We start from the raw sequence: 22,622 nt of genomic DNA, 5'->3' as shown, positions 1-22,622 counted from the left end.
CCCTCAGGGGGCGACGGTGAAAGTGACGACGTGGCGTCCGCTTCCCACGGCGAGACGCTGCTTGTCCTGAACGGAGGCCGAGGTGACAGGCTTGCCGTCGAGGATGACGTTTTGGGCTTCGGTCGGCACGATCAGCGTGCCGCGCGCGCCGTCAGGGACGACGGTTTCCCAAGTGACCGTGTCGCCGTCGATGCGCCAGCCCGCTTCGATACGGCCAGCGGCCACGTCGTGAGCGGCGGCGACCGGAGATAGCGCCGGGATGATCGCCGGCTCGAACACGATATGCCGGAAGCCCGGCTCGACCTCGTCCGGTCGAAGGCCCGCCACTTCCTCGAACAGCCACTGGCAGACCGCGCCATAGGCGTAATGGTTGTAGGAATTCATCGACGGATCAAACACCGAACCGTCCGCCTGGATGGCGTCCCAGCGCTCCCAAATGGTGGTGGCGCCATTCTTCACCTGATAGAGCCAGCCCGGCACTTCTTCTTGCAGGAAGACGGCGCCGGCCAGTTCAGGTTCGCCGATCTTGATGAGCGCCGGCAGAAGGGCGGGGGTGCCGATGAAGCCGGTACCGATGCGGCCGCCCGATCGGGCGATCGTCGCCTTGAAATAGCCCTTTGCCGCCGTACGCTTGTCCTCGGGAATGAGGTCGTGCAGGAAGGCGAGGGCATAAGAGGTCTGATCGTCATAGGCGAGGCGGCCCGACGGCGTAATGAACTCCTGGGCGAAGGCTGCCTTCACCGCTTCGGCCCGTTCGTAAAGGCGCTGCTCGTTGGTCGTGTCGCCGACGAGGCCTGCGATCTTGGCGGTCAGCTTGGCCGCGATGAACAGATAGATGGTTGCGGCCGCGTCGTCGCCGATGGTCGGCAGCGGTTTCTCGCTCGGCCCTTTCGGTTGTAGCCAGTCGCCAAAGGTGAAGCCACGTGCCGCCCAAGGCCGTGGCGGCCGGACGATTGGGCCGTTGCTGATCGACCAGACGAAATCGTTCCAGCGGATCATGGCCGGCAGCGTCTCGCGCAGAATGTCGAGGTCGCCGTAATGGCGGTAGAGCGCGTGGGGTACGATCGAGATGGCATCGCCCCAGCCGGTCGAGCCATAGAAGCCTGGGTAGAGGTCTTCATGGCCGCGCGTCGGGTCGGGCACCACGTGAGCGATCTCGCCGTCCTCTCGCTGGTCGGCCATCACGTCGCGCAACCATTTGACGAAGAAGTCGTGGCTGTCATGAAGATAGCAGGCGGTGGCGGCAAAGACTTGCGCGTCCCCCGTCCAGCCGAGGCGCTCGTCGCGTTGCGGGCAATCGGTCGGCACGTCGACAAAGTTGGATCGTTGCGACCACACCGAGTTTTCGACCAGCCGGTTGACCAGCGGATGACCGGTGGTGAGCCAGCCAGTGCGTGTGACCGCCGAGGAGATCGGTACCGAGGCGACGTCGATGATCTCCGCCCTGCCGGTCACCGTGACGCGAACAAAGCGGAAGCCTTGGAAGGTGAAAGTCGGCTTGTAGCTTTCGCGGCCCTCTCCCTTCAACACATAGGTGATGCGGCAGGGGGCCGAGCGCAGGTTGGTATTGCAGAACTCGCCCTTGTCGAGGATTTCCGAATGTTCGACCAACACCGTCGCGCCGGCCTCGCCCTTCACTGTGAAGGCGAGGTAGGCGGCGGCGTTCTGGCCGAAGTCGTAAATGGTGCGTCCCTCGGCGTCGGTGAAAGACGAGGCGGGTTTGAGGGCGCCAAGCTCCTTGACGCCGTTCACCTCGTGAGCAACCAGCACACTTGGGTCGAAGTCTTCGTGGAGTGCGACGCCCTGATCGGCGGCCGCGCCCTCAAGGCGGGCGTCGTAAGTCTCGCCGAAATAGATGCCCGATTTCAAAATGGGGGTAAGACCACTCGACCAGCTCGTATCGGACGCGAGGATCGTTTTACCGTCCGCCTCAAGTTCAACGATGGCCGCGATACGGTCGCCCCAGGTGTTGAGAATGGCGTGCTCATGCGCCCACATCATCTGAGAACGGTACCAACCGTCACCCAGCCAGACGTCGATAACATTGTCACCGTCGCTCAGTAGGTCGCCGACGTCGTAAGTCTGGTAGCTGAGGCGGTCGTAATAAGATGTCCAGCCGGGGGTGAGCAGATCGTCTCCAACGCGTTTGCCGTTGATGAAGGCGCGGTAGAGGCCGAGCGCGCTGATGCGGAGGGTTGTCTTGCCGCCGCTCTTTCCCTGGAAAGAATTGCGCAGGAAGGGCTGCCGCGTGCCAACGCCGGCATCGGACAGTGGACGGATCATCCGTGCCGCCCAGATGTGTCGTTCGGTGGCGCGAGATGCTCCGCCAGCCACGCGGAAGCCCGATCCCATCAGATCCATCTGTCCTATCCTCCCGGTGAACGAGCGCGCTTCCAACGCGAACGGCTCGTCCTTGTTTTTGCTCCCGCCGCGAATTGCGCGAGTGCGTGGAGACCGGTCTACATAAAGGTTGAACCAAGCCCGGTTCACGCTTGCCGGCCTCACTTGCAAAAAAGTGTAGACCAGTTTACGAAATTGTAAAGAGGCCGGTTGGGGAAAACCACTAGCCTCAAAGTCGGGGGCGGATGGCCTATCGGTCACCCCGTAGGAGGCCGACCAAAGAGGCTTGCCGAGCGTCTCATGTGTTCGGCGAACGGAAGAGCAGCCGAGGGAGGATGACGTGGCGGGACTGAAACTCGAGAGCGTGCGCAAGAGCTTTGGCGAACTTGCCGTAATCCATTCGGTCGATCTAGACGTGGACAGCGGCGAATTCGTCGTCTTCGTCGGACCGTCCGGTTGCGGCAAGTCGACGCTGCTGCGGCTCATCGCCGGTCTTGAGGAAACGACATCAGGTCGCATCGAGATCGATGGCGCTGACGTCACCGAGACGCCGCCGTCCGAGCGTGGCGTCGCCATGGTGTTCCAGTCCTACGCGCTCTATCCACACATGACGGTTGCCGAAAACATGGGCTTCGGCTTGAAGATCAACCACGTGCCGAAGACCGAGATCGCCCGCAAGGTGGGCGAGGCGGCCCGTGTGTTGCATCTTGAAGAGCTACTCGGCCGCAAGCCCAAGCAGCTTTCCGGCGGTCAGCGGCAGCGCGTCGCCATTGGACGCGCCATCGTTCGCAACCCCAAGGTTTTTCTGTTCGATGAACCGCTGTCCAACCTCGACGCCGAGCTGCGCGTCCAGATGCGGCTGGAGATCGCCCGCCTGCACCGGGAGGTGAAGGCGACGATGATCTACGTGACGCACGATCAGGTGGAAGCGATGACGCTGGCCGACAAGATCGTCGTGCTCAAGTCGGGCCGCGTCGAGCAGGTGGGACGGCCAATCGATCTCTACGCCGATCCAGACAACCTGTTCGTCGCCGGCTTCATCGGCTCGCCAAAGATGAATTTTCTGAAGGGTATCGTTAGCAAACGGACCGGTAGTGGCACCGAGATCAGCATTCCAACCTTCAACCTGTCACTGGCGCTGTCGATCTCAGTCGATCTTGAATCTGGCTCGTCGGTGCTGGTCGGCGTTCGTCCCGAGCACTTCCGCGAGGCCGCTGCACACATGATGGCGCTGCCCATCGAGGTGTTGGAAAACCTCGGCGGACAGACATACGCCTATGGCCGGACGCCGGATGGTGACCAGGTGATCGCCGAGGCTCGCTTTCTGCCGCCCGGCTGGCGCGGCGAAAAACTCGATATCGGATTCGATACCGAAAGCGTGCTTCTGTTCGATCCGGCAAGCGGACTTCGCATTCGCTGAGTTCCGTTAGCTTGCGGCGAGGCCGTCGAGAAACATCGCGACCGATGCCTTCACCCAGTCGCGCTGTTCGGCAACGGTGAACGGTTCTCTGAGGCCGAGCAGGATCTGGCGTTGCGCCTCATTGATCGTTCCGCGCAACAGATGCGCTGTCGTTTCGGCGTTGCCGGGGCGGAGAAATCCGCTTTGTTGATGCTCGCCAATCCAAGCTTCAAACACGCCGGTTATGCGGGCTGTTGCCTGCCGGTAGCTGTTGGCAAGCGCTGGCACTTCGTGGCGCTCGGCCGCGATGAGCCGCGTGAGGCGCACTGCCTCGTCGGATAGTGCGAGGCCCGCGTAGCCGAAAAGCAATGCCGCAAGGCTTTCGTGTGGATCGGCGCCAGCCACTCGCGCCGCGTCGAGGCTACCGAAGGCCACGTCGATCCGCGCCTCCATGGCTTCCTTCAACAAGTCTTCCTTGGCCGAGAATAGGCGATAGAGCGTCCGCGTCGACACGCCGGCATCACGGGCGATGGTGTCGATTCCGGTGCGGATATACCCCGTCTCCAAAAAGGCCCGCGCCGCCGCCGCGATGATCACGGCGCGCGTTTCCTCGTCGCTTCTCACAGGCGGTCGCCCTGGACCGCGCGTTGGCGCCTGATTGCTGTCGACCATCCGCATCCCTCTTTCTTGACACAAGGTGGATTCTGGAAATAAAGAAAACAATGATTTTCCAAATTATCGCAAGCCCAAGCGGATTTCGAGCCGGCTTCGATACGTAAGGATGAGATCCATGTCCGCTTGGCGTCCCCTCGTTATCGCCGGACTGGCCGCCGCCGGCCTCGGTCTCTCCGTTGTCTGGGCGGTCGATCACCCCGCGCCGCTCTTGCTGCAGGGCGAAGTGGAGGCGACGCGCGTCGATCTCGCCGCCCGCGTTGCCGGCCGTGTCCTCAGAACTCCGGTCGACCTCGGCGATCGAGTGGCCCCTGGCGATCCGGTGATCGAGCTCGACAGCCCAGCGCTTCGGGCAGGGCTCGACACCTCAAAGGCAGCACTCGCCGTTGCCGGCTCGAACCGCGATCTCGCGTTCTCGACTCGGCCGGAAATGATCGACGCTCGCCGGGCCGAGCGGGAAAAGGCTGAAGCCGACGTTCTGCTGGCGCAGAAGACCTACGACCGTGTCAGCCAACTGCAGGAGCGCTCCTTTGCCTCGGAACAGGTGCTGGACGAGGTATCCAACAAGCTCAACGCCGCTCTGAAAGCCCGCGCAGCCGCGGAAGCCAACCTCCAGCTGACTATCAAGGGCAACAGTCCCGAGCAGAAGGCGGTGGCGGTGGCACAGGTCGAACAGGCAGCCGCCGCCGTCGCCCAGATCGAGACCGACCTCGCCGAACTCACGGTGAAAGCGCCAATCGCCGGCGAGGTAACGGCCCGGAGCGCCGAGATCGGTGAGCTGTTCGGTGCCGGTACCCCGCTCGTCTCTATCGTCGACGTCGACCATGCCTGGTTCACCTTCAACGTTCGCGAGGACCTATTGAATGGCCTTGCAGTGGGCGATCGGCTGAAGGTGCGCGTTCCAGCGCTGGACGGGCGCGAACTCGACACCCGCGTCACCGTCATCAACGCACAGGGTTCCTACGCCAATTGGCGCGCTACCAAGGCGACCGGCGACTTCGATCTTCGCACCTTCGAGGTGCGGGCACGGCCCGACGGACCTGTTGAGGGGCTGCGGCCCGGCATGAGCGGGCTGATCGATTGGTCGGGGTCCCGGCTGATGGAACGCTGAGCCATGGCGCGGCGAGCCCACCTTAAGGCCGGCTTTCGGCGGGCTCTTCTCGCCGAACTGCGCCAGATCGGCGCGCGGCCGGGGCTGATGTTCATGCTGGCGCCGTTTCCGCTGCTGTTGTTCGCACTCCTGGCAGCCGTGTTTCAGATGGGCCTGCCGCGCGAGCTGCCCATCGCCATCGTCGATCAAGACCGCTCGACGCTGTCGCGGCAAATGGTGCGCATCGTCGATGCAACGCCGGAAGTGGCGGTCGCCTACGAGGCCAGCTCGTTGGGCGGGGGACGCCAGCTCCTTCTTTCGGGGCAAGTTTATGCAGTGGTGCTGATTCCATCTCGCACCGAGCGTGACGTGTTGGCTGGCCGCCGGCCTGAGGTCGTGCTGTTCTACAACAACCAGTATATGACGCCGGGAAGTCTCGTCGCCCGCTCCGTTGGCGGTGCTCTCGGCACTGTGGTGGCCGGCATTTCCATCGAAGCGCGCGTCGCTCGTGGCGCAGACGTTGAAAGCGCCACCTTGGCAGTGGCGCCGGTGCCGGTAAGACAGAGCGCGCTCTTCAATCCCAGCCTCGAATATGTCCAGTTCCTGCTGGCGGCGGTCATGCCGACAGTATTGCAGATTTTCATCGCGGCGAGCGCTGCGCTGTCCTTCTCTCGCGACCGGCAAGGCGTCGCTGGGTTGGGCCGGTCGCTTCGGCTCGGCGGTACGCTGATAAAAACGGTGGCCGGTAAGCTTGCGCCCTACACGCTCGCCTATCTTCTCGTGCTGTGGGGTGCCGATGCGCTGCTGTTTGGCCCGCTGGGCGCCCGCTTCGGCGGCAATCTCGCCTTTCACGTCGCCTACGGCTTCGTCTTCGTGCTCGCCTCGCAGATGCTCGGCGTGGTCGCGGCGCTTGTCGCCCGCGATACGGTCTCGGCGCTCGCCTCCGTCGGAGTCATCGCCGGGCCGGCCTTCGGATTCACCGGCATTACCTTCCCGCGTCTTTCCATGAACGGCTTCTCTACCGTCTGGGCCGACCTTCTACCGGTGACCCACTATCTTCAGCTTCGAACCGACAACATCCTGCGCGGCGCGGCTTTCGATATCTCGTTGCCGGCCTTTGTCTCGCTGCTAGCCTTGGCCGGGATCTACGGCGGGGCGATGTTTTTTCTCCTCTGGCGTCACGGCCGGTCGCGGTCGGTCCCCGTTCCGGAGGCGCTCCGATGATCACCGTCTTTTTCCGCGAAATCGTCGCGGCGATCTTGGCCATTTGGGCCGACAAGGGCGCCCGGTCGACCATGCTGGGCGCGACAGTGTTCTTCTCGGTGTTCTTTCCGCAGCCTTACCTGTCCGAGGTGGTGCGCGATATGCCGGTGGCCATCATCGATCAGGACGGCTCGACGCTGAGCCGCGAACTGATCCGCCGCATCGATGCCGCCGATACCGTCGCCGTCGCCCGTTACGCACCCGACATGCCCTCCGCCCGCGCCCTTTTCTTGAAGCGTGAAGTCTATGGCATCGTCGTCGTGCCGCCGAAGTTCGAGCGCGATCTCCTGGCCGGTCGCGCCGCGCCGATCGCCGCCTTCTCCGATGGTGGCTATTTCCTGCTGAATTCGGTGATGTCGTCGGCACTGTCCAACGCTGCGCGCAGCCTCGGCACCGAGGTTGAGGTCGGAAGACTCACGGCCTCAGGCGTGGACATGGCCTCGGCAATGGCCATTGTCGAACCGTTGCGTGTTACCACCGTCGCGCTGTTCAACCCGACCGGCGGCTATGCGAGTTTCGTGCTCCCGGCCGTCTTCGTGCTCATCCTGCAACAGACGCTCTTGATGGGCATCGGTAATCTCAAGGCCGGCCGTCGTCCCACCGGAGCCGTTTCCACTTTGGCCGACGCAATCGTCTATGTCGGCCTATATAGCCTGTGGGCGGGCGTTGTGCTGGTGCTGCTGCCCTGGGTTTATCGGCTACCCAGGATCGGCGATGTCGCCGTCATGTACGCGGTGGTCGTGCCCTTTCTAGCCGCCGTCACCGCCATGGGGCTCGCCATAGCCCGACTGATTCCCACCAAGGAAGGTGTCATCTTTTTCCTGGTCGTGCTCGGCATGCCGCTGTTTTTCCTGTCCGGTGTCTCCTGGCCGGCCGAGGCCATGCCAAAGCTGCTGCATGCCATCGCCTTCGTTATTCCCTCAACGACGGCGGTGCCGGCTCTGGTGCGCGTCAACCAGATGGGCGCTGACCTGAAGTCGGTCGAAACGACGATTTTCATCCAGCTCGGTCTCTGCTTTGCTTACTCAATGCTCGCCTTAATTGTGGACCAGGCCAAGCGGAGGCCCGCTGCGTGACGCGGCTTGCGTGTCGGGACGGTTTCGGATCACACTCGGGTAAACACTGAGACGAGGTGTGGTATGGCGGCGGCGGGTCTCGGGGCGACGATTGGCCCGGTTGTAGTGCTTCTCTCGGCTGGCGTGCTGGCGGTCCCCCTGTTCCGCCGGCTCGGCCTCGGTTCGGTGCTGGGATATTTCGCGGCCGGTGCCTTGGTCGGTCCCTCCGCCTTTGGCCTGTTTTCTGACCCGGCCGCCATGTTGCATGTGTCGGAGCTCGGCGTGGTCATGTTCCTGTTCCTGATCGGACTGGAACTGAGGCCTCAAAAGCTGTGGGCGATGCGCGTCCAGATCTTTGGGCTCGGCCTCGCGCAGGTCGTTGTCTGCATCGGCCTGCTGACGTCCGTTGCCTTCATGGCGTTTGGGCTCCCGCTTATTCCTGCTTTCATCGCCGGTGCCGGCTTCGTCCTGTCTTCGACGGCGGTCATCATGTCGATGCTTCAAGAGCGAGGCGAGCTGGCCAGTGTCGACGGTCAGAAGGCGGTGTCGATCCTGCTGTTCGAGGATCTATCCATTGTGCCGCTGCTGGCTCTTGTGGCCTGGCTGGCTCCGGACGATCACGGTGGCGCTGGTTGGCTCGGCGTCGGGCTCGGCGCGGCAGCCGTGGCGGCGCTGCTCCTGGCCGGTCGGTATCTCATCGATCCCTTCTTCGGTCTGCTCGCCCGCGCTCGCGCACGAGAGGTGTTGACCGCCGGTGCGCTTCTGGTGGTGCTGGGTTCAGCCCTTCTGATGGAAGCGGTCGGCCTCTCCATGGCCATGGGCACCTTCCTCGCCGGCGTCATGCTGTCGGGGTCGAGCTATCGGCATCAAGTCGAAGCCGATGTCGAGCCGTTCAAGGGCCTTTTGATGGGCCTGTTCTTTCTGGCCGTCGGCATGTCGCTCGATATCAGGGTTGTCGTGGAGCGCTGGCCACTGCTGATCGGCCTTCTCCTCGCCTTTGCCGTGGTGAAGGGGATCGGCATCTATGCCGTGGCGCGCCTGTTTGGCTCCCGCCATCGGCAGGCTTTCCGCCGCGCCCTGATGTTCGCCCAAGGTGGCGAATTCGCCTTCGTGCTCTACACGGCGGCGGCCGGCGGCGGAGTTATCGCGCCCAGTGACGCTGCTCTCTTCGCAACGGTGATCATCCTCTCCATGGCGCTGACGCCACTGGTACTCGTCGTTTCCGGCCACTTCCGCCGTGAGGAGGAAAAGTCGCTCGATGGTGTCGAAGAGGCGCGCGATCTGCGCGGTAGTGTGCTGCTGATCGGGTTCGGCCGCTTCGGCCAGATCGCCGCGCAACTGCTGCTGTCGCGCGGGGTCGACGTCTCCATGATCGAAAACGATCCCGACCGCATCCGCGAGGCAGGGCGGTTCGGCTTCCGCATCTTCTACGGCGATGGTACGCGACTGGATACGCTCCAGCATTCCGGCGCCGCCGAGGCCGAGGTGATTCTGGTCTGTGTCGACGATCGCAAGGCGGCGAACCGTATCGTCGAACTCGTCAAGGCCCACTTCCCGTTGGCGCGGCTGCTGGTCCGCTCCTACGACCGCGTCCACTCGATCGAACTGATCCGCGCCGGTGTCGACGTCGAGGTGCGGGAGACCTTCGATGCGGCTCTGCGCATGGGGGCCGAAGGTCTGCGCGCGCTCGGCTGTAGTGAGGAACGGACTGTGGAGGCACTCGCCACCATCCGCCGGCTCGATGCCGAGCGTCTGGTGGCTCAGGTGCAGGGCGGCGTCATGGCCGGCCGCGATCACCTGACGACGCGGCCGGTGCCCGAGCCCCTCGTGACGCCCAAGAAGGTGGCGGCTGAGGAAGGGTAACTGTTGCCTTATACCTCTCGGATCGCCGCGTTGGCCTGGAGGCCGGCGAGATCCAGCGCGTAAAGCGCGTCACAGAGTTCCTGCGGCAGGAAGCCGGGTCCCTTGACACGCTTGCCGGCGATGGCACCGGCCGCCGCGTAGGTGGCAAGCGCTGCCACCGTGCCCTCGAATGCTGGCGCGACAGCGACAAAAGCACCGACAAGGCCCGTCAACGAGCAGCCGAGCGCCGTCGACAGCGGCATCAATTCGTGGCCACCGTCGATGGCAACGGTGCGCGTACCGTCGGTGACATAGTCAATCTCGCCGGTAACGGCGACCACCGCTCCGCTCGATCGGGCGAGCGCAATGGCGCTGTCGAGTGCGGCGTTGGAACTTGCTGAACTGTCGACCCCCTTCGAGGCAATGCCGGCGACGCCCGAGAGCGCCATGATTTCCGAGGCATTGCCACGGATCACGGTCGGCCCCATGGCGACGATGTCGGCGGCGGTGGCGTTGCGGAGACGGGTCGCACCGACGGCGACAGGATCGAACACGACAGGCTTGCCGGCTGCCTTGTAGACGCTGGCCGCGAGCTTCATCCCGGCGATCCAGTCGGACGACAGTGTGCCGATATTCAGCGTCAGTGCATGGGCGATCCGGCCGAAATCCTCGACCTCGTCCACCGAATGCACCATGGCTGGTGAAGCCCCGGCGGCGAGCAGCACGTTGGCCGCGATGGACATCGCTACGAAGTTGGTGATGTTGTGTACGAGTGGCCGTTCGGCGCGCACCTTCTCATGAAGGGCATGAACATCGGCAAGTGTCAGGGTGGTCATCGCGGGCTCCTTCGACGACGATCGCCCGCGGACAAGAAGACGTGTGGCTGCCGGACAGGCCGGGGCCGCTCGCCTCAATCCCTCCGTCGGCATGATCCGGATCAGGTTCGTGGGGTTGGATCGCTCCTCTCAGTCCGGCCGAGCCGGACACCCCCTTGAGACGCCGTGAGCATAGGCGGGGAGGGAGGCAAGCGCAAGCAAGGAGCCCAATGGGCTGGCGTAGCTCTGCTCGTGCGCTCTATCAACGGGTGGCTAACGCTACGCTCGGCAGTCTGCGTCCTCGCCCAACATCTCTTGAACTGCTGCAAGCAGGAATTCGTCCTGATAATGCCCCGCTGCGAAGGACAGCCCCACCGGACAGCCCTCTACTGTCAACACCGGAGCGGATATTTCGGGCAAGCGGCCTACGCCGGAGAAGGCAGTAACGGTCATTGTCCGATCGTAGAAATCCAGCACATTGTCCAGGGTCGTCAGCGTCCCTTTCTTGGGGGCGATCACTGGTGTCGTCGGAAAGCAAATGACAGTGCCGGGAACGAGATAGGCATTGATCGCCTCAAAGAACCGTTCGCAACGCACAAGGCTCTCGAGAGCAGCAACTCGGTCGAAACGCTGGACGTTGCCGTAGGCCATGGTGAAGGTATAGCCGAGTTCCGGCTTGGTTGCCTCTATCCAATTGCCGACGGTGCTCTGAAACTCGGCCGTTTGTAGGTCGCGTAGCGCTCTGGTGTTGCAGTCGCCCAAAGGAGTATTCCCTCCGGCGATCTGTGAGAAACGCAGGGGCTCCACAGTGATGCCGACGCTGTCAGAAATCCGCTCTAATGCGGAATAGGCCTGGTTTTGTACGGCCTTGTCGGAAATCTCCAGCGCATCGACGAGGAGCAGGAGGCGCTGCAGGGGAGCGATCGACCTATTGCTGCTACGCAGCAAGACGCGGACAGCCGCGTTCAGATTCTCAAACCGCGCTGCCAAGACACCAACCGTGCTCACGCTCGGCATGAAGGGTAAAACGCCAGCCTCCGATATTCTGTGGAGCGATGGGCGCATGCCCCAGACCCCACATAGACTTGCCGGCACCCGGATAGAGCCGCCCGAGTCGGTGCCGATCGAAAAGTCCGCTAGACCGTTGGCAATCGAGGCTGCCGATCCGCTGGAAGAGCCGCCCGGAACTCGGTCTGGCGCTTTCGCATTGCGCGGCGTTCCAAAGAACTGGCTTTCTCCGTCTAGGCTGTAGGTAAACTCGTCTGCCACAACCTTGCCGATGCAATGTGCTCCGGCCGCAAGCAACTGATCAACACAAACAGCATTGTGAGCAGGTGCCGCATGAGCGTCCCTCCACGCAGGGCTGCCATAGGACGTCTTGTGGGCGGCGATATCGATATTGTCCTTCACCGTGAAGGTCATGCCATCCAAACGACCGTGCCCGCAGGGGGGTAAATCAAGTCGCTCAACGAGAGAGCCAGACGGGTCGGATAGGGCGGTGTGTGACATGATTTTGCAATATGGCCGTGTATTCGCGGGTCGAATGACCACGATTCGCGGGACACGGACAACCCCATTCAGATGGGCGTTCCATTACCATGATCGTCTGAGGTTCTTAGCCTCAGAGGTGCCACGAATATTTTCAATCTGAAATATCGCGGAAGACAATCATTTACCTACAAGAGTTAGGGTGGCCTTTGCTTGTTTAGCCTAGCTTGGTCGATCTTTTTTTGGTCCATGGGACGATATATGCGTATACGGCTAGTGATAATTGTCCTGATCGGCCTCAGCCTGGTACCGTTTCTGGTAAATCAGATCCTTGTCGCTGAAAAGAATATGCGCACGGCCCTCGCCACAGCGGAGCAGAGTGTTCAACTCTCGGTAGATCGCACGGAAGACTTGTTCGTCGGAGCGAAGGCTGAACTGGAAAATCTCTCTTCGACAGTGGCGTTGATCGATTCCTTGCGGTTCAGTTCGCCAGAGCAGTGTAACAGGACCTTACAGAAAGTCGTCGCGGCCCACGAGCGAGTGAAGGCTATAGCTTTGCTGACGCCACAAGGCATCGCCTATTGCGGGTCTGAGGCCAAGGCTATCAACCTTTCATTTTCAGAGCGGCAGTATTTCAAGGAAAGCTCGCAATCCGAGGGTATTGCGTGGGGTGACCTGCAAATCAGCAAGGTCAATAATCAAATCACTGTCGTTTCGGCGCGCGCTGTACGATATGAGGGCACAATATCCTTTGTGGTTCTGGTGACGCTCGATGTTGCGTCGATGAAGCGGCAGACTTTTCAGCAGTTTCAGCTTCCTGTCGCCCAAGCCATTCTCATGAATGGGCAAGGTGAAATTTTGGACAAGGCTGTGTTCGATAAGGAAGCGCTGCCCTTTGATGAACAAACACTGAGCCAAGCCCGTTTAGCGGATACCGGCATTATTATCCACGGCACCCAGAACAAGAGTTCGACCTTGGTTGGCGTTATGAAGCTGCCCATGGCGGCTGGGCGCGTCATATTTTCCGTCCCCATCGGCCAAATATACACCGCGGCCCATCGAGAAATGGTGGAGGTGATTGCTTTGGGTTGCCTGGAAACCTTTTTGATGGCTGCGGTCCTGTTGATCGCCCTTGAGTTCCTGGTTCTGCGAAGCCTCCGGCAAATAACATCCTTCGCCAGCCTTATTACTGCTGGAAATCATAGCCAACGTGTAACAACCCGGTCGCCATTTTCTGAGTTTGCAATTCTATCGTCGACCCTCAACATGATGATCGACAAGCTTGAGCTTGCGAGCTTTACCGATGCCCTAACTGGCCTTGCGAACAGGCGTGCGCTCGAGGTTCACCTGGATCATTGCGACGAAAGCCTTGAAAGCACCGGCGCCGGCTTTTCGATTGCCATGATCGACATTGATCATTTCAAACTCTTCAACGACCGGTTCGGCCACGGCACCGGCGATTCCGTGCTGCAAACGGTCGGCAAAACCCTGAAGACCTCGGTGAGTGGCGAAGAGATTGCCGCGCGCTACGGGGGGGAGGAGTTCACGCTCGTATTGTTGGACACGTGCGCCGGAAGCGTTCTCAATCGCCTTGAAGCGTTGCGTCACTCGATTGAGGAACTGCATATCCTTCATCCGGATTCCCGATACGGCCACGTCACGGTCAGTATCGGCTTTGCTCTGGTTGTTTCAGGTGGGCGAGCTCAGGAGGCCATCGAACGTGCCGACCTTGCCCTCTATGCCGCGAAGAAGCGGGGGCGCAATCGAGTGGCGAGCCAGGGCGAATCGTTGCCGGAGTTGTTTGATCCTTCGGGGCGCCCGATCGAGGATGCGTTGTCCTAAAGCCCGTATCTCAGCCCACGATCCGCAGGACGTCCACCTCGTCTCCCGCCTCCACGGCCGGCGCAAATTCGCGGCGCACGATCAGGGCGTTGGCCGCTGCGATCATCGACAAAAGCGAGGAGTCCTGGCTGGCAACAGGCGTAACCACGAGGCGCCCCGCGTCGACGGCTAGGCGGGCACGCAGGAAGTCGCGACGCATGTCGTTCGGGCGAAGAGGCGCCTTGAGAATGGCCTTTTCGACACTAGGCAGCACATCGGCTCTGCCAAGCATCGCCCGAATAAGCGGGGCGAGGAAAATCATGCCGGCAACCAAAGTCGAGACCGGGTTACCGGGGAGTCCAAGAGCATGGACACGGCCAAGGCGGCCATGCATCAGCGGCTTGCCCGGCCGCATGGCGATCTTCCAGAAGCCTGGCTCCATCCCTTCGGCGGCGAAAGCGGAGCGGGTGTGATCATGGTCTCCCACAGACACGCCACCGATCACCACGACGATGTCGGCTCCGTCGGTCTGCGCCATCCGGATGTAGCTTCGAAGCGCGGAAAGATCGTCGGGGGCGATGCCCAGGTCAACGGCCTCACCGCCGGCATCCTCGGTCAGTTTGGCAAGTGCTATGGTCGATGAAGCGACGATCTGGTGGGGCATGGTGGCTGTCCCCGGCGCCGCCAATTCGTCGCCAGAGGCGATCAGCGCGACGCGCGGACGACGCCGTAGCGGCAGACGGGCGTGGTTCATGGCCGCGGCAAGTCCCAGCGCGCCGAAGCCGAGCACGGTGCCGGTCAACAGCCCCGTTTCCCCCTCGGTGAAATCGATGCCGCGTTGACGGATGTTGGCGCCCGCGGAAGGCGGACTGACGAAGCGGACGCGATTGTCCTGACGTTCGGCATCCTCCTGGATGCCCACTCGGTCGGCGCCGCCCGGAACCCGCGCTCCGGTGAAGATGCGGACGGCCTCGCCTTGACCGAGCGGCCGATCGAAGCCGTGGCCGGCGGCGGCCTCACCGACAACGGCGAACCAATCGTCCGAGGTCGCTGGCGCACCAAGGGCGTAGCCGTCCATGGCCGAAAGGCTGGCTGGCGGCTGGGTGCGCAAGGCAACAAGGTTGGCGGCAAGCGTCCGGCCGCCGGCTGCTGCGAGATCCACCCATTCCGCTTCGGTCGGCACGATGTCGGTGAGCAGTGCCGCTTGGGCGTCATCAACGGGTATCAGTGTCATCGCGCCCCGGCTTAACTCGTGGTTCGGCTCCGACATTCACATCTATCCGGCACCAGCCTTCACCGGGATTCAAATGTCAAACTCGCTTCAATAGACAGCGAGCCAGCGGCCCGACTTGCCGCCATCCTTTTCAAGAAGACGGATGGCCTCAATGTGAACGCCCTTCTCGGCTGCCTTTACCATGTCATAGACGGTGAGGCAGGCAACGGAAACGGCGGTCAGCGCCTCCATCTCCACGCCGGTATTGCCGGTACAGCGCACGATGGCAGTGATCTCGAGGCCAGGCAAGGTGGGGTCGGGCGTGATGTCGATCGCCACCTTGCTGATTGGCAGCGGATGACAAAGCGGAATGAGGTCGGAGGTCTTCTTGGCCGCCATGATCCCGGCGAGGCGGGCGGTGGCGATGACATCGCCCTTTGGTGCCCGTCCCTTGATGATCAGCGCCAGCGTTTCAGCCCTCATCACGACCTTTCCGGCGGCGATGGCCGTGCGGGCTGTGCTTGTCTTGTCGCTGACGTCGACCATATGGGCGGCGCCTTTTTCGTCGAGGTGGCTGAGGGGAGAGGCCATCTCAGGTTCCCCTCGGCAACGCTTCAAGGAAGCGAACGGGCTCGCCTGCGGATGGCGTCACGAGATCGCCCTCCCACATCACCGTCCGCCCCCGCACAATAGTGCCGACCGCCCAGCCGGTGACTTCGACGCCGTCGTAAGGCGTCCAGCCGCAGCGCGAGGCAATCCAGCTGTTACGAATGGTTTCGCGGCGCTTCATGTCGACGACGGTGAAGTCGGCGTCGTAGCCGACGGCGATCCGCCCCTTGCGGGCCATTCCGAAAGTGCGGGCTGGCCCGGCCGAGCTGAGATCCACGAAGCGCTGCAGCGTCAGCCGACCCGCGTTGACGTGATCGAGCATGATTGGCACCAGCGTCTGAACGCCCGTCATACCGGAAGGGCTGTCAGGGTAAGTCTTTGCCTTTTCTTCGAGGGTATGAGGCGCATGATCCGAGCCGAGCACGTCGGCGATGCCCTGCGCGACACCCCACCAGATACGATCACGATGGGCGGCTGAGCGCACGGGCGGGTTCATCTGGACAAGGGTGCCGAGCCGTTGATGGTCGGTTTCGGTGAGCGTCAGATGATGTGGCGTTACTTCGACTGTGGCGACGTCCTTATGGCCCTTCAGGAAATCGATCTCCTCACCGGTGGAGATATGCAACACGTGGATCCGCGCGCCCTTGTCGCGGGCGATACGGACCAGGCGCCGGGTCGATTGCAATGCCGCCTCGACGTCACGCCACACGGGGTGACTTGACGGGTCGCCAACCACACGCAACGGCTTGCGCTCGTTCAGCCGGGCCTCGTCTTCCGAGTGGAAGGCGGCGCGGCGGCGCGTGGCGCCGAGGATGGCGGCGACGCCCTCGTCATCGGCAACCAGCAGATCGCCGGTCGAGGAGCCCATGAACACCTTGATTCCAGCTGCGCCCGGCAGGCGTTCGAGTTCCGGAATGTCGCGCACGTTGCCGTGCGTGCCGCCCACCCAGAAGGCAAAATCGCAGTGCATGCGATGCGTTCCGGCTGCTACCTTGTCGGCGAGGCGCTCGGCGGTGGTCGTCAGCGGGTTGGTGTTGGGCATCTCGAAGACGGCCGTCACCCCGCCCATGACAGCGGCACGAGAGCCGGTCTCGAGGTCTTCCTTGTGGGTGGCGCCCGGTTCGCGGAAATGTACTTGGCTGTCGATAACGCCGGGCAAGATCGTGAGGCCAGTGCAATCGATCGTCTCGCCGGCCGAAGCCTGGGCGAGATCGCCGATCTCGGCTATCCGACCGTTGCTAAGGCCGATGTCGCGCTGGCCGTTTCCGTCGTGGTTGACGACGGTTCCGTTTCTGAGGACGGTGTCGAAAGTCATGGGGGCATGGTCCTATGCGAGCGGCCCGAGGCCTCTGGAAGACCTATTATCGGTCTTTCCACTTATTCGCTAGATTTACCCCTCTTCGCCCATCCCCAAATGGGAAAAGGCGCGGCCGCTCGCACTTCGGCGAGAGACCGACCATCGATCCGTCAGCCCAGCCCGGAGGGGGCATGCCGTCTCGACAAACTCTTTTCCCGCGTTCTTGGGAAAAGCTGGAGAGAGGGGTGGCGACCCGCCCTCCTGGCGGTATCCAAACATCAGGGGCTCCGGTGCGCTTTGTGGGAGAAGCGCGCCGGAGCCGATCTTGTCACTTATAAGCGGCGGCGATGCCAAGGAAATCGGTGGCCTTCAGCGAAGCACCGCCAACCAGCGCGCCGTTGACGTCCTCGACGGCCATCAGCTCGGCGGCGTTCGAGGGCTTCACCGAACCGCCGTACAGGATGCGGATGCCGTTGGCGTCAGCGCCGAAGCGCCTGACCAGTTCCTTGCGGATGAAGTTGTGCACTTGCTTGACGTCGGCGGCGGTCGGCGTCAGGCCGGTGCCGATAGCCCAAACCGGCTCGTAGGCGATAACGGTGTTGGCAGCCGTCGTCCCGTCGGGCAGCGAACCGGCAACCTGGGTGCCGACGACGTCGAGCGTCTTGCCACCGGTACGTTCAGCGTGGGTTTCGCCGACGCAGACGATGGCGATCAGACCAGCGCGCCAGGCGGCTTCGGTCTTGGCCTTGACGATGGCGTCGGTCTCGGCGTGGTCGGTGCGGCGCTCGGAGTGGCCGACGATGACGTAGGTGGCGCCGGCATCCTTCAGCATCTCGGCCGAGGTATCGCCGGTATGGGCACCCGAGACCTTGGCGTGGCAGTCCTGGCCACCGACTGGCAGGACGCCCTTCTGGGCGAACGCGGCGACGAGGGTGAAGGGCGGACAGATGGCCAGCTCGGCCTTGGCCTTGAGGGCGGCGTCATAGCCGGCGGCAATGGCCTCGAATTCGGCGACAGAGTCCTTGAGGCCGTTCATTTTCCAGTTTCCGGCAACCAGCGGCTTGACCGACATGCTCTCGTTCCTTCGATATGCGTTCGTGGGCGTGGATCATCCCGAACCGGGCCCGGCGTGAATCCTCTGAGCGGCCTGGAAGATGATCTTGTAGGCGAAAACCCGCAAGCGCATTTATATCCGGCAAGTGCGAAACGCTAGCAAGGGCTATTGACTATGAAGGCACTCGAGAGCGTCGTTGAGCGCATCATTCTGGGAAGCCGCTGGATTCTCGTGGTCTTCCTCATGGGGCTTTCGGTGGCGCTCGCCGTCTACGGTCTATCCTTTGGAGTCAAGCTCTGGAAGGTCATCGGCAACGTCTTCGTCTATGACGAGGCAGAGATGATTCTCGCCATGCTCGGCTTGATCGACGCGGCGCTCGTTGCCAGCCTCCTCGTCATGGTGATGATCGCTTCTTACGAGAACTTCGTCGGACGTTTCGACAACCACGAAGCCGAGCTTCACTGGCTCGGCAAACTCGATAGCGGTAGCCTGAAGATCAAGGTCGCCTCATCGATCGTTGCCATCTCCTCGATCCATCTCTTGCAGGTATTCCTGAACGCCAGTCAGTACACCGAGCCGCAGATCATGTGGCAGGTGATCATGCATATCACCTTCGTGGCGTCGGCGCTGATGCTCGGCGTGCTCGACAAGATCATGGCCAAGCATTGAACGAGGCTGGATTTCGGCGGTTTATCAGGCAAAACCGGCGCTTGCGGCATGAGGCCGTCGCCCCTATGATCCCGCGCGCCAAAGCGGTCCCTGCGAGACCGATGGCGTGACTGGGATGGACGGGCGCGCGCGCCCCCGAGACGGACGACATAATGCTTGATTCAATGCGCCGCGGGGCGAACAAGCTTCCCGCGAAGATCTTTCTGGGCCTGTTGACGCTGTCCTTCATCGGCTGGGGCGTTGGCTCCCGCCTCGGAGCTTCGCATTCCGATACGCTCGCTACCGTAGGTAATACCACGATTACGCTTGGCGAATTTCAGCGTGCCTATCAGCGGCAGTCGCAGGCGCTGTCGCGTCAGATCGGCCAAGCGTTGACGCCCGACCTGGCCCGCTCCATCGGCCTGCCGCAACAGACGCTCGGGACGCTGATGGCCGACGCCACCGTGGCCGACATGGCCGCCGAAGTTGGGCTCGGTGTCTCCGACGAGCGTCTCGCACAAGGGATTGCCGACGATCCGCAGTTGAGGGCGCCAGGCGCCCAGAGCTTCAACCGCGACTATTTCACGCAGCTTCTTGGTCAGAACGGCCTCAACGAGGCGATGTTCATCGCCCAGCGGCGCAAGGAAGAACTGAGCCGGCAGCTGTCGCTCGGTCTCGTCGGTGGCCTCACCGTGCCGAAGACCATGGTGGGCGCCATCTACCGCTATCAGAACGAGGCGCGCGATATCCGCTATCTCACGCTGGCCCGCGCCCAGGTGGAGCCGATCGGCAAGCCGGCCGACGACGTGCTGGCCAAGTGGTACGATGAGCACAAGGCTGATTTCCGGGCGCCGGAATTCCGGGCCATCGAAGCACTGGCCCTGACACCGGACGCCGTTGCCGATCCCTCGTCGGTGACCGACGAGGAAGTGTCCCGCGAATACGCGCGCACCAAGGATCAGTATGGCGCGCCCGAGCAGCGCCGCATCCAGCAGCTGTTCTATGCGACGCCGGAAGAAGCGACGGCGGCGGAGGCCAAGCTCAAGGCCGGTGCCAGCTTCGACCAGCTTATCACCGACGCCGGTTCAAAGCCCGAGGATGTCGACCTTGGCCTTCTCTCCCGCGACAAGGTGCTCGATCCGGCAGTGGCCGGAGCCGCTTTCGGTCTTTCGCTCAATGTTCCGAGCGAGCCGGTGAAGTCGTCATTCGGTACCGTGCTGCTGCGCGTCACCGAGATTCAGCCGGCTCATACGAAGACGCAGGCCGAGGTTGCTCCCGAGATCCGCAAGGCAATCGCCGCCAAGGCGGCCGAGCGCTCCGTGCTGGAGGTGCATGACGAGGTAGAGGATGCCCTGGCCGGTGGTGCGTCGCTGCAGGAAGTCGCCAACCGTTTCAAGCTGAAGCTTGTCACGGCTCAGGTCGATAGTGAAGGCAACAGCACCGAGGGACAGCCGGTTGCCGGACTGCCCGATCAGGCCGAACTTCTGAAGGCGGCCTTTGCCGCTGAGGAAGGCGGCGAGAATGAGCCACTGGCCATCAATCGTGGCTTCATCTGGTACAACGTCTCCAAGGTGACGCCGGGCCGCGAACGGGCGCTCGACGAAGTGAAAGACAAAGCGATCGTCGCCTGGACCGACGCCGAGGCGCAGGTCCGTCTGACGGCCAAAGCCGACGAGATGGTCAAGGCGTTGAAGGCGGGTACGCCGATCGACGATCTTGCCAAGACGGCATCGGTGGAGGTCGAGACCGCCTCGGGCGTGACACGCCAGGCCGGTGATGCCGGCCTTGGGGCTGATGGCGTCAACGCGGCCTTCGCCGGCCCGAAGGGGCATGTCGCTGCCATCCCCGGACCGGATGGTACCCGAGTCGTGCTTTCGGTAGCCGAGGTCGTTAACCCGCCGATGCCCGAAGGGGCCGGCGAGGCTGTCGATATTGCCGACAAGATTGCCACGGCCGTGGGGCAGGGCCTTTACGGGCAATATCTCGGAGCAGCTCAGGAAGAGTTCGGCACCACCGTAAACCAGTCGCTGATGAACGCGGCGATCGGTGCCGGCAGCACCAACTGATATGGGTTCTGGCCAAATAGGCCAGAACCTCGCGCTCCACGTTTGGAAGTCCGGCGTGGACGAAGATTTTCCGAAACCTTCTCCGGCATTGCTCAGCGGCATGCCGGGGATTGATTGCATGACGGGCGGGAACCAGCGATGGCCGATTTCAAAACCCTGATCGCCAAGGTGGCGTCTGGTGCCAGCTTGAGCCGCGAGGAGGCGACGTCGGCCTTCGACATCATGATGACCGGCGAGGCGACGCCGTCTCAGATCGGTGGCTTCCTGATGGCGCTGCGGGTGCGCGGCGAAACCGTCGAGGAGATTGCCGGCGCGGTGGCGTCGATGCGCTCGCGTATGCTGAGGGTGGAGGCACCGACGGACGCGGTCGATATCGTCGGCACCGGCGGCGACGCCTCCGGCAGCCTCAACATCTCCACCGCCTCGGCCTTTGTGGCGGCCGGTGCCGGCCTCTCCATCGCCAAGCACGGCAACCGGGCACTGTCGTCGAAATCCGGTGCCGCCGATGTGCTGATGGCGCTGGGCGTGAAGATCGACATCGGACCGGAGACCATCGCAGCCTGCGTCCGCGAGGCGGGCGTCGGCTTCATGTTTGCGCCGGTGCATCATTCGGCGATGAAGCACGTCGGTCCGAGCCGCGTCGAACTTGGCACGCGCACCGTCTTCAATATCCTCGGACCGCTCTCCAATCCCGCTGGCGTGCGGCGCCAACTGGTCGGCGTCTTTGCGCGTGAGTGGCTGCTGCCGGTGGCCGAAACGCTCGCCGCCCTCGGCTCGGAAGCTGTCTGGGTGGTTCACGGCTCCGACGGTCTCGACGAGATGACGCTTTCCGGCCCGACCTACGTCGCGGAGCTGAGGAATGGCACTGTGCGCTCCTTCGAAGTCATACCTGACGATGCCGGACTGCCGCACTACGCGCCCGAAGCGGTGCGGGGCGGCTCGGCCGAAGACAATGCCCAGGCCCTCAGGGCATTGTTGAACGGCGCTGCTGGTGCCTACCGCGACACGGTATTGCTCAACGTTGCCGCCGCGTTGATCATCGCAGAGCGCGTACCGACGTTGAAGGACGGTGTGACGCTCGCCGCCGACGCCATCGACAGCGGTCGCGCCCTTGCGGCGCTCGATCGGCTGGTTGACCGCTCCAACGCCTGAGGAATTGCAGTGGCCGACATCCTCGCCCGCATCGAAACCTACAAGCGGCAGGAGATCGCCGCCGCCGAGGCTGCGATTCCGCTGGCCGCAATCAAGGCAATGGCCGCCGATCAGGCGCCGCCACGCGGCTTTCGGGCCGCCATCGAAAAGAAGCATGGCGAAGGCCGTTACGCACTGATCGCCGAGATCAAGAAAGCCAGCCCGTCGAAAGGCCTGATCCGGCCGGACTTCGATCCGCCGGCTCTGGCTCATGCCTATGAGGTCGGTGGGGCAGCCTGCCTGTCGGTCCTGACCGACGCGCCGTCGTTCCAGGGGCATCCGGACTATCTGAAGGCCACTCGCGCGGCGACGGAACTGCCGGCGCTCCGCAAGGATTTCCTGTTTTCGCCCTACCAAGTTTATGAGGCGCGGGCATGGGGCGCCGATTGCATCCTGATCATCCTCGCCGCCGTCGACGACGACACGGCGAAGCGTCTTGAGGATACCGCTTTCGAACTCGGCATGGACGTGCTCCTCGAAGTGCATGACGCTCCGGAACTTGAACGCGCATTGAGGTTGCGGTCGCCGCTCCTGGGCGTCAACAACCGCAACCTTCGCACGTTCGAGACGCGGCTTGAGACCACCGAAGAGCTGGCCAAGGCTGTGCCGGCCGATCGTATCTTGGTGGCCGAATCCGGCCTGTTCGTGCCGGGCGATCTGGCGCGCCTAGCGCGTGTTGGCGCCCGAACCTTCCTGATCGGCGAAAGCCTGATGCGGCAGGCCGACGTCGCCGCCGCGACAAAGGCACTGCTTGCCTGA

Annotated in this window: 18 protein-coding genes and 1 riboswitch; of the genes, 10 read left to right on the top strand and 8 right to left on the bottom strand. The window is 62.9% G+C overall.

Features of this window, described 5'->3' with window-relative positions:
- Positions 1–3 precede the first annotated feature (3 nt).
- Positions 4–2,352, bottom strand: a complete 2,349-nt coding sequence (locus tag AB6N07_RS20775) for a family 78 glycoside hydrolase catalytic domain (RefSeq protein WP_370678290.1) — start codon at positions 2,350–2,352, stop codon at positions 4–6.
- Between the two features lie 328 nt (positions 2,353–2,680).
- Here AB6N07_RS20775 and AB6N07_RS20770 point away from each other — a divergent pair, with 328 nt between their 5' ends.
- The gene (locus AB6N07_RS20770) at positions 2,681–3,760 is read left to right on the top strand and encodes an ABC transporter ATP-binding protein (protein WP_370674957.1); all 1,080 of its coding nucleotides are present in this window, start codon (positions 2,681–2,683) and stop codon (positions 3,758–3,760) included.
- A gap of 6 nt (positions 3,761–3,766) precedes the next feature.
- On the opposite strand, the gene AB6N07_RS20765 is transcribed toward AB6N07_RS20770, so the two are convergent.
- Positions 3,767–4,411 (bottom strand): TetR/AcrR family transcriptional regulator, encoded by a 645-nt coding sequence (locus tag AB6N07_RS20765; protein ID WP_370674956.1) that lies wholly within the window; start codon positions 4,409–4,411, stop codon positions 3,767–3,769.
- Positions 4,412–4,529: 118 nt separating this feature from the next.
- Between AB6N07_RS20765 and AB6N07_RS20760 the strand changes: the two genes are divergently transcribed.
- The 4 genes from AB6N07_RS20760 to AB6N07_RS20745 all read left to right on the top strand — a co-directional run bounded on the left by AB6N07_RS20760 (position 4,530) and on the right by AB6N07_RS20745 (position 9,682).
- Entirely contained in the window at positions 4,530–5,522 is a 993-nt protein-coding gene (locus AB6N07_RS20760; RefSeq protein ID WP_370674955.1) for an HlyD family secretion protein, read from the top strand.
- A gap of 3 nt (positions 5,523–5,525) precedes the next feature.
- The gene (locus tag AB6N07_RS20755) at positions 5,526–6,725 is read left to right on the top strand and encodes an ABC transporter permease (RefSeq protein ID WP_370674954.1); all 1,200 of its coding nucleotides are present in this window, start codon (positions 5,526–5,528) and stop codon (positions 6,723–6,725) included.
- A complete protein-coding gene (locus tag AB6N07_RS20750) occupies positions 6,722–7,840 on the top strand; it encodes an ABC transporter permease (protein ID WP_370674953.1) in 1,119 nt (372 codons plus the stop codon). Before AB6N07_RS20755 ends, AB6N07_RS20750 begins: the two co-directional genes overlap by 4 nt.
- A 63-nt stretch (positions 7,841–7,903) precedes the next feature.
- Positions 7,904–9,682, top strand: a complete 1,779-nt coding sequence (locus tag AB6N07_RS20745; RefSeq protein WP_370674952.1) for a monovalent cation:proton antiporter-2 (CPA2) family protein — start codon at positions 7,904–7,906, stop codon at positions 9,680–9,682.
- Between the two features lie 8 nt (positions 9,683–9,690).
- Here the strand turns inward: AB6N07_RS20745 and thiM are convergent, their stop codons facing one another.
- Together thiM and AB6N07_RS20735 are read right to left on the bottom strand one after the other, a co-directional pair.
- Complete coding sequence (thiM, locus tag AB6N07_RS20740; protein ID WP_370674951.1) at positions 9,691–10,497, bottom strand: hydroxyethylthiazole kinase; 807 nt, start codon at positions 10,495–10,497, stop codon at positions 9,691–9,693.
- A 61-nt stretch (positions 10,498–10,558) separates the two neighbouring features.
- Positions 10,559–10,662, bottom strand: a riboswitch (TPP riboswitch).
- 93 nt (positions 10,663–10,755) lie between these two features.
- Positions 10,756–11,985, bottom strand: a complete 1,230-nt coding sequence (locus AB6N07_RS20735; RefSeq protein ID WP_370674950.1) for an amidase family protein — start codon at positions 11,983–11,985, stop codon at positions 10,756–10,758.
- 327 nt (positions 11,986–12,312) lie between these two features.
- Between AB6N07_RS20735 and AB6N07_RS20730 the strand changes: the two genes are divergently transcribed.
- Positions 12,313–13,806 carry a diguanylate cyclase gene (locus AB6N07_RS20730; RefSeq protein ID WP_370674949.1) on the top strand — a complete coding sequence of 498 codons (1,494 nt, stop codon included), beginning with the start codon at positions 12,313–12,315 and terminating at the stop codon, positions 13,804–13,806.
- Positions 13,807–13,816: 10 nt separating this feature from the next.
- Here the strand turns inward: AB6N07_RS20730 and glp are convergent, their stop codons facing one another.
- The 4 genes from glp to tpiA form a co-directional block, all read right to left on the bottom strand.
- Positions 13,817–15,019, bottom strand: coding sequence for a gephyrin-like molybdotransferase Glp (gene glp / locus AB6N07_RS20725; protein WP_370678289.1), 1,203 nt, complete (start codon positions 15,017–15,019; stop codon positions 13,817–13,819).
- Between the two features lie 87 nt (positions 15,020–15,106).
- Positions 15,107–15,589 carry a cyclic pyranopterin monophosphate synthase MoaC gene (gene moaC, locus AB6N07_RS20720; RefSeq protein ID WP_370674948.1) on the bottom strand — a complete coding sequence of 161 codons (483 nt, stop codon included), beginning with the start codon at positions 15,587–15,589 and terminating at the stop codon, positions 15,107–15,109.
- A gap of 1 nt (position 15,590) precedes the next feature.
- Positions 15,591–16,922: a dihydroorotase gene (locus AB6N07_RS20715; protein WP_370674947.1), complete on the bottom strand. Its 1,332-nt coding sequence runs from the start codon at positions 16,920–16,922 to the stop codon at positions 15,591–15,593.
- 310 nt (positions 16,923–17,232) lie between these two features.
- Positions 17,233–17,976 carry a triose-phosphate isomerase gene (gene tpiA, locus AB6N07_RS20710; protein ID WP_370674946.1) on the bottom strand — a complete coding sequence of 248 codons (744 nt, stop codon included), beginning with the start codon at positions 17,974–17,976 and terminating at the stop codon, positions 17,233–17,235.
- A 156-nt stretch (positions 17,977–18,132) separates the two neighbouring features.
- Here tpiA and AB6N07_RS20705 point away from each other — a divergent pair, with 156 nt between their 5' ends.
- The 4 genes from AB6N07_RS20705 to trpC all read left to right on the top strand — a co-directional run bounded on the left by AB6N07_RS20705 (position 18,133) and on the right by trpC (position 22,622).
- Positions 18,133–18,627, top strand: a complete 495-nt coding sequence (locus tag AB6N07_RS20705; protein ID WP_370674945.1) for a TIGR00645 family protein — start codon at positions 18,133–18,135, stop codon at positions 18,625–18,627.
- Between the two features lie 152 nt (positions 18,628–18,779).
- Entirely contained in the window at positions 18,780–20,672 is a 1,893-nt protein-coding gene (locus AB6N07_RS20700; protein ID WP_370674944.1) for a SurA N-terminal domain-containing protein, read from the top strand.
- Between the two features lie 138 nt (positions 20,673–20,810).
- Positions 20,811–21,824, top strand: a complete 1,014-nt coding sequence (gene trpD, locus AB6N07_RS20695) for an anthranilate phosphoribosyltransferase (RefSeq protein ID WP_370674943.1) — start codon at positions 20,811–20,813, stop codon at positions 21,822–21,824.
- Between the two features lie 9 nt (positions 21,825–21,833).
- On the top strand, positions 21,834–22,622 hold the full coding sequence (trpC, locus tag AB6N07_RS20690) for an indole-3-glycerol phosphate synthase TrpC (RefSeq protein ID WP_370674942.1): 789 nt from the start codon (positions 21,834–21,836) through the stop codon (positions 22,620–22,622).

It is taken from the genome of Pleomorphomonas sp. PLEO, assembly GCF_041320595.1.
GTDB lineage: Bacteria > Pseudomonadota > Alphaproteobacteria > Rhizobiales > Pleomorphomonadaceae > Pleomorphomonas.
This window is presented reverse-complemented; position numbering and strand designations above follow the sequence as displayed.

Excerpts from the sequence above, each read along its gene's own strand:
- AB6N07_RS20775 (WP_370678290.1), bottom strand. The coding sequence starts at position 2,352 with ATGGGATCGGGCTTCCGCGTGGCTGGCGGAGCATCTCGCGCCACCGAA.
- AB6N07_RS20765 (WP_370674956.1), bottom strand. The coding sequence starts at position 4,411 with ATGGTCGACAGCAATCAGGCGCCAACGCGCGGTCCAGGGCGACCGCCT.
- AB6N07_RS20760 (WP_370674955.1), top strand. The coding sequence starts at position 4,530 with ATGTCCGCTTGGCGTCCCCTCGTTATCGCCGGACTGGCCGCCGCCGGC.
- AB6N07_RS20755 (WP_370674954.1), top strand. The coding sequence starts at position 5,526 with ATGGCGCGGCGAGCCCACCTTAAGGCCGGCTTTCGGCGGGCTCTTCTC.
- AB6N07_RS20750 (WP_370674953.1), top strand. The coding sequence starts at position 6,722 with ATGATCACCGTCTTTTTCCGCGAAATCGTCGCGGCGATCTTGGCCATT.
- AB6N07_RS20745 (WP_370674952.1), top strand. The coding sequence starts at position 7,904 with ATGGCGGCGGCGGGTCTCGGGGCGACGATTGGCCCGGTTGTAGTGCTT.
- thiM (WP_370674951.1), bottom strand. The coding sequence starts at position 10,497 with ATGACCACCCTGACACTTGCCGATGTTCATGCCCTTCATGAGAAGGTG.
- AB6N07_RS20735 (WP_370674950.1), bottom strand. The coding sequence starts at position 11,985 with ATGTCACACACCGCCCTATCCGACCCGTCTGGCTCTCTCGTTGAGCGA.
- AB6N07_RS20730 (WP_370674949.1), top strand. The coding sequence starts at position 12,313 with ATGCGCACGGCCCTCGCCACAGCGGAGCAGAGTGTTCAACTCTCGGTA.
- glp (WP_370678289.1), bottom strand. The coding sequence starts at position 15,019 with ATGACACTGATACCCGTTGATGACGCCCAAGCGGCACTGCTCACCGAC.
- moaC (WP_370674948.1), bottom strand. The coding sequence starts at position 15,589 with ATGGCCTCTCCCCTCAGCCACCTCGACGAAAAAGGCGCCGCCCATATG.
- AB6N07_RS20715 (WP_370674947.1), bottom strand. The coding sequence starts at position 16,922 with ATGACTTTCGACACCGTCCTCAGAAACGGAACCGTCGTCAACCACGAC.
- tpiA (WP_370674946.1), bottom strand. The coding sequence starts at position 17,976 with ATGTCGGTCAAGCCGCTGGTTGCCGGAAACTGGAAAATGAACGGCCTC.
- AB6N07_RS20705 (WP_370674945.1), top strand. The coding sequence starts at position 18,133 with ATGAAGGCACTCGAGAGCGTCGTTGAGCGCATCATTCTGGGAAGCCGC.
- AB6N07_RS20700 (WP_370674944.1), top strand. The coding sequence starts at position 18,780 with ATGCTTGATTCAATGCGCCGCGGGGCGAACAAGCTTCCCGCGAAGATC.
- trpD (WP_370674943.1), top strand. The coding sequence starts at position 20,811 with ATGGCCGATTTCAAAACCCTGATCGCCAAGGTGGCGTCTGGTGCCAGC.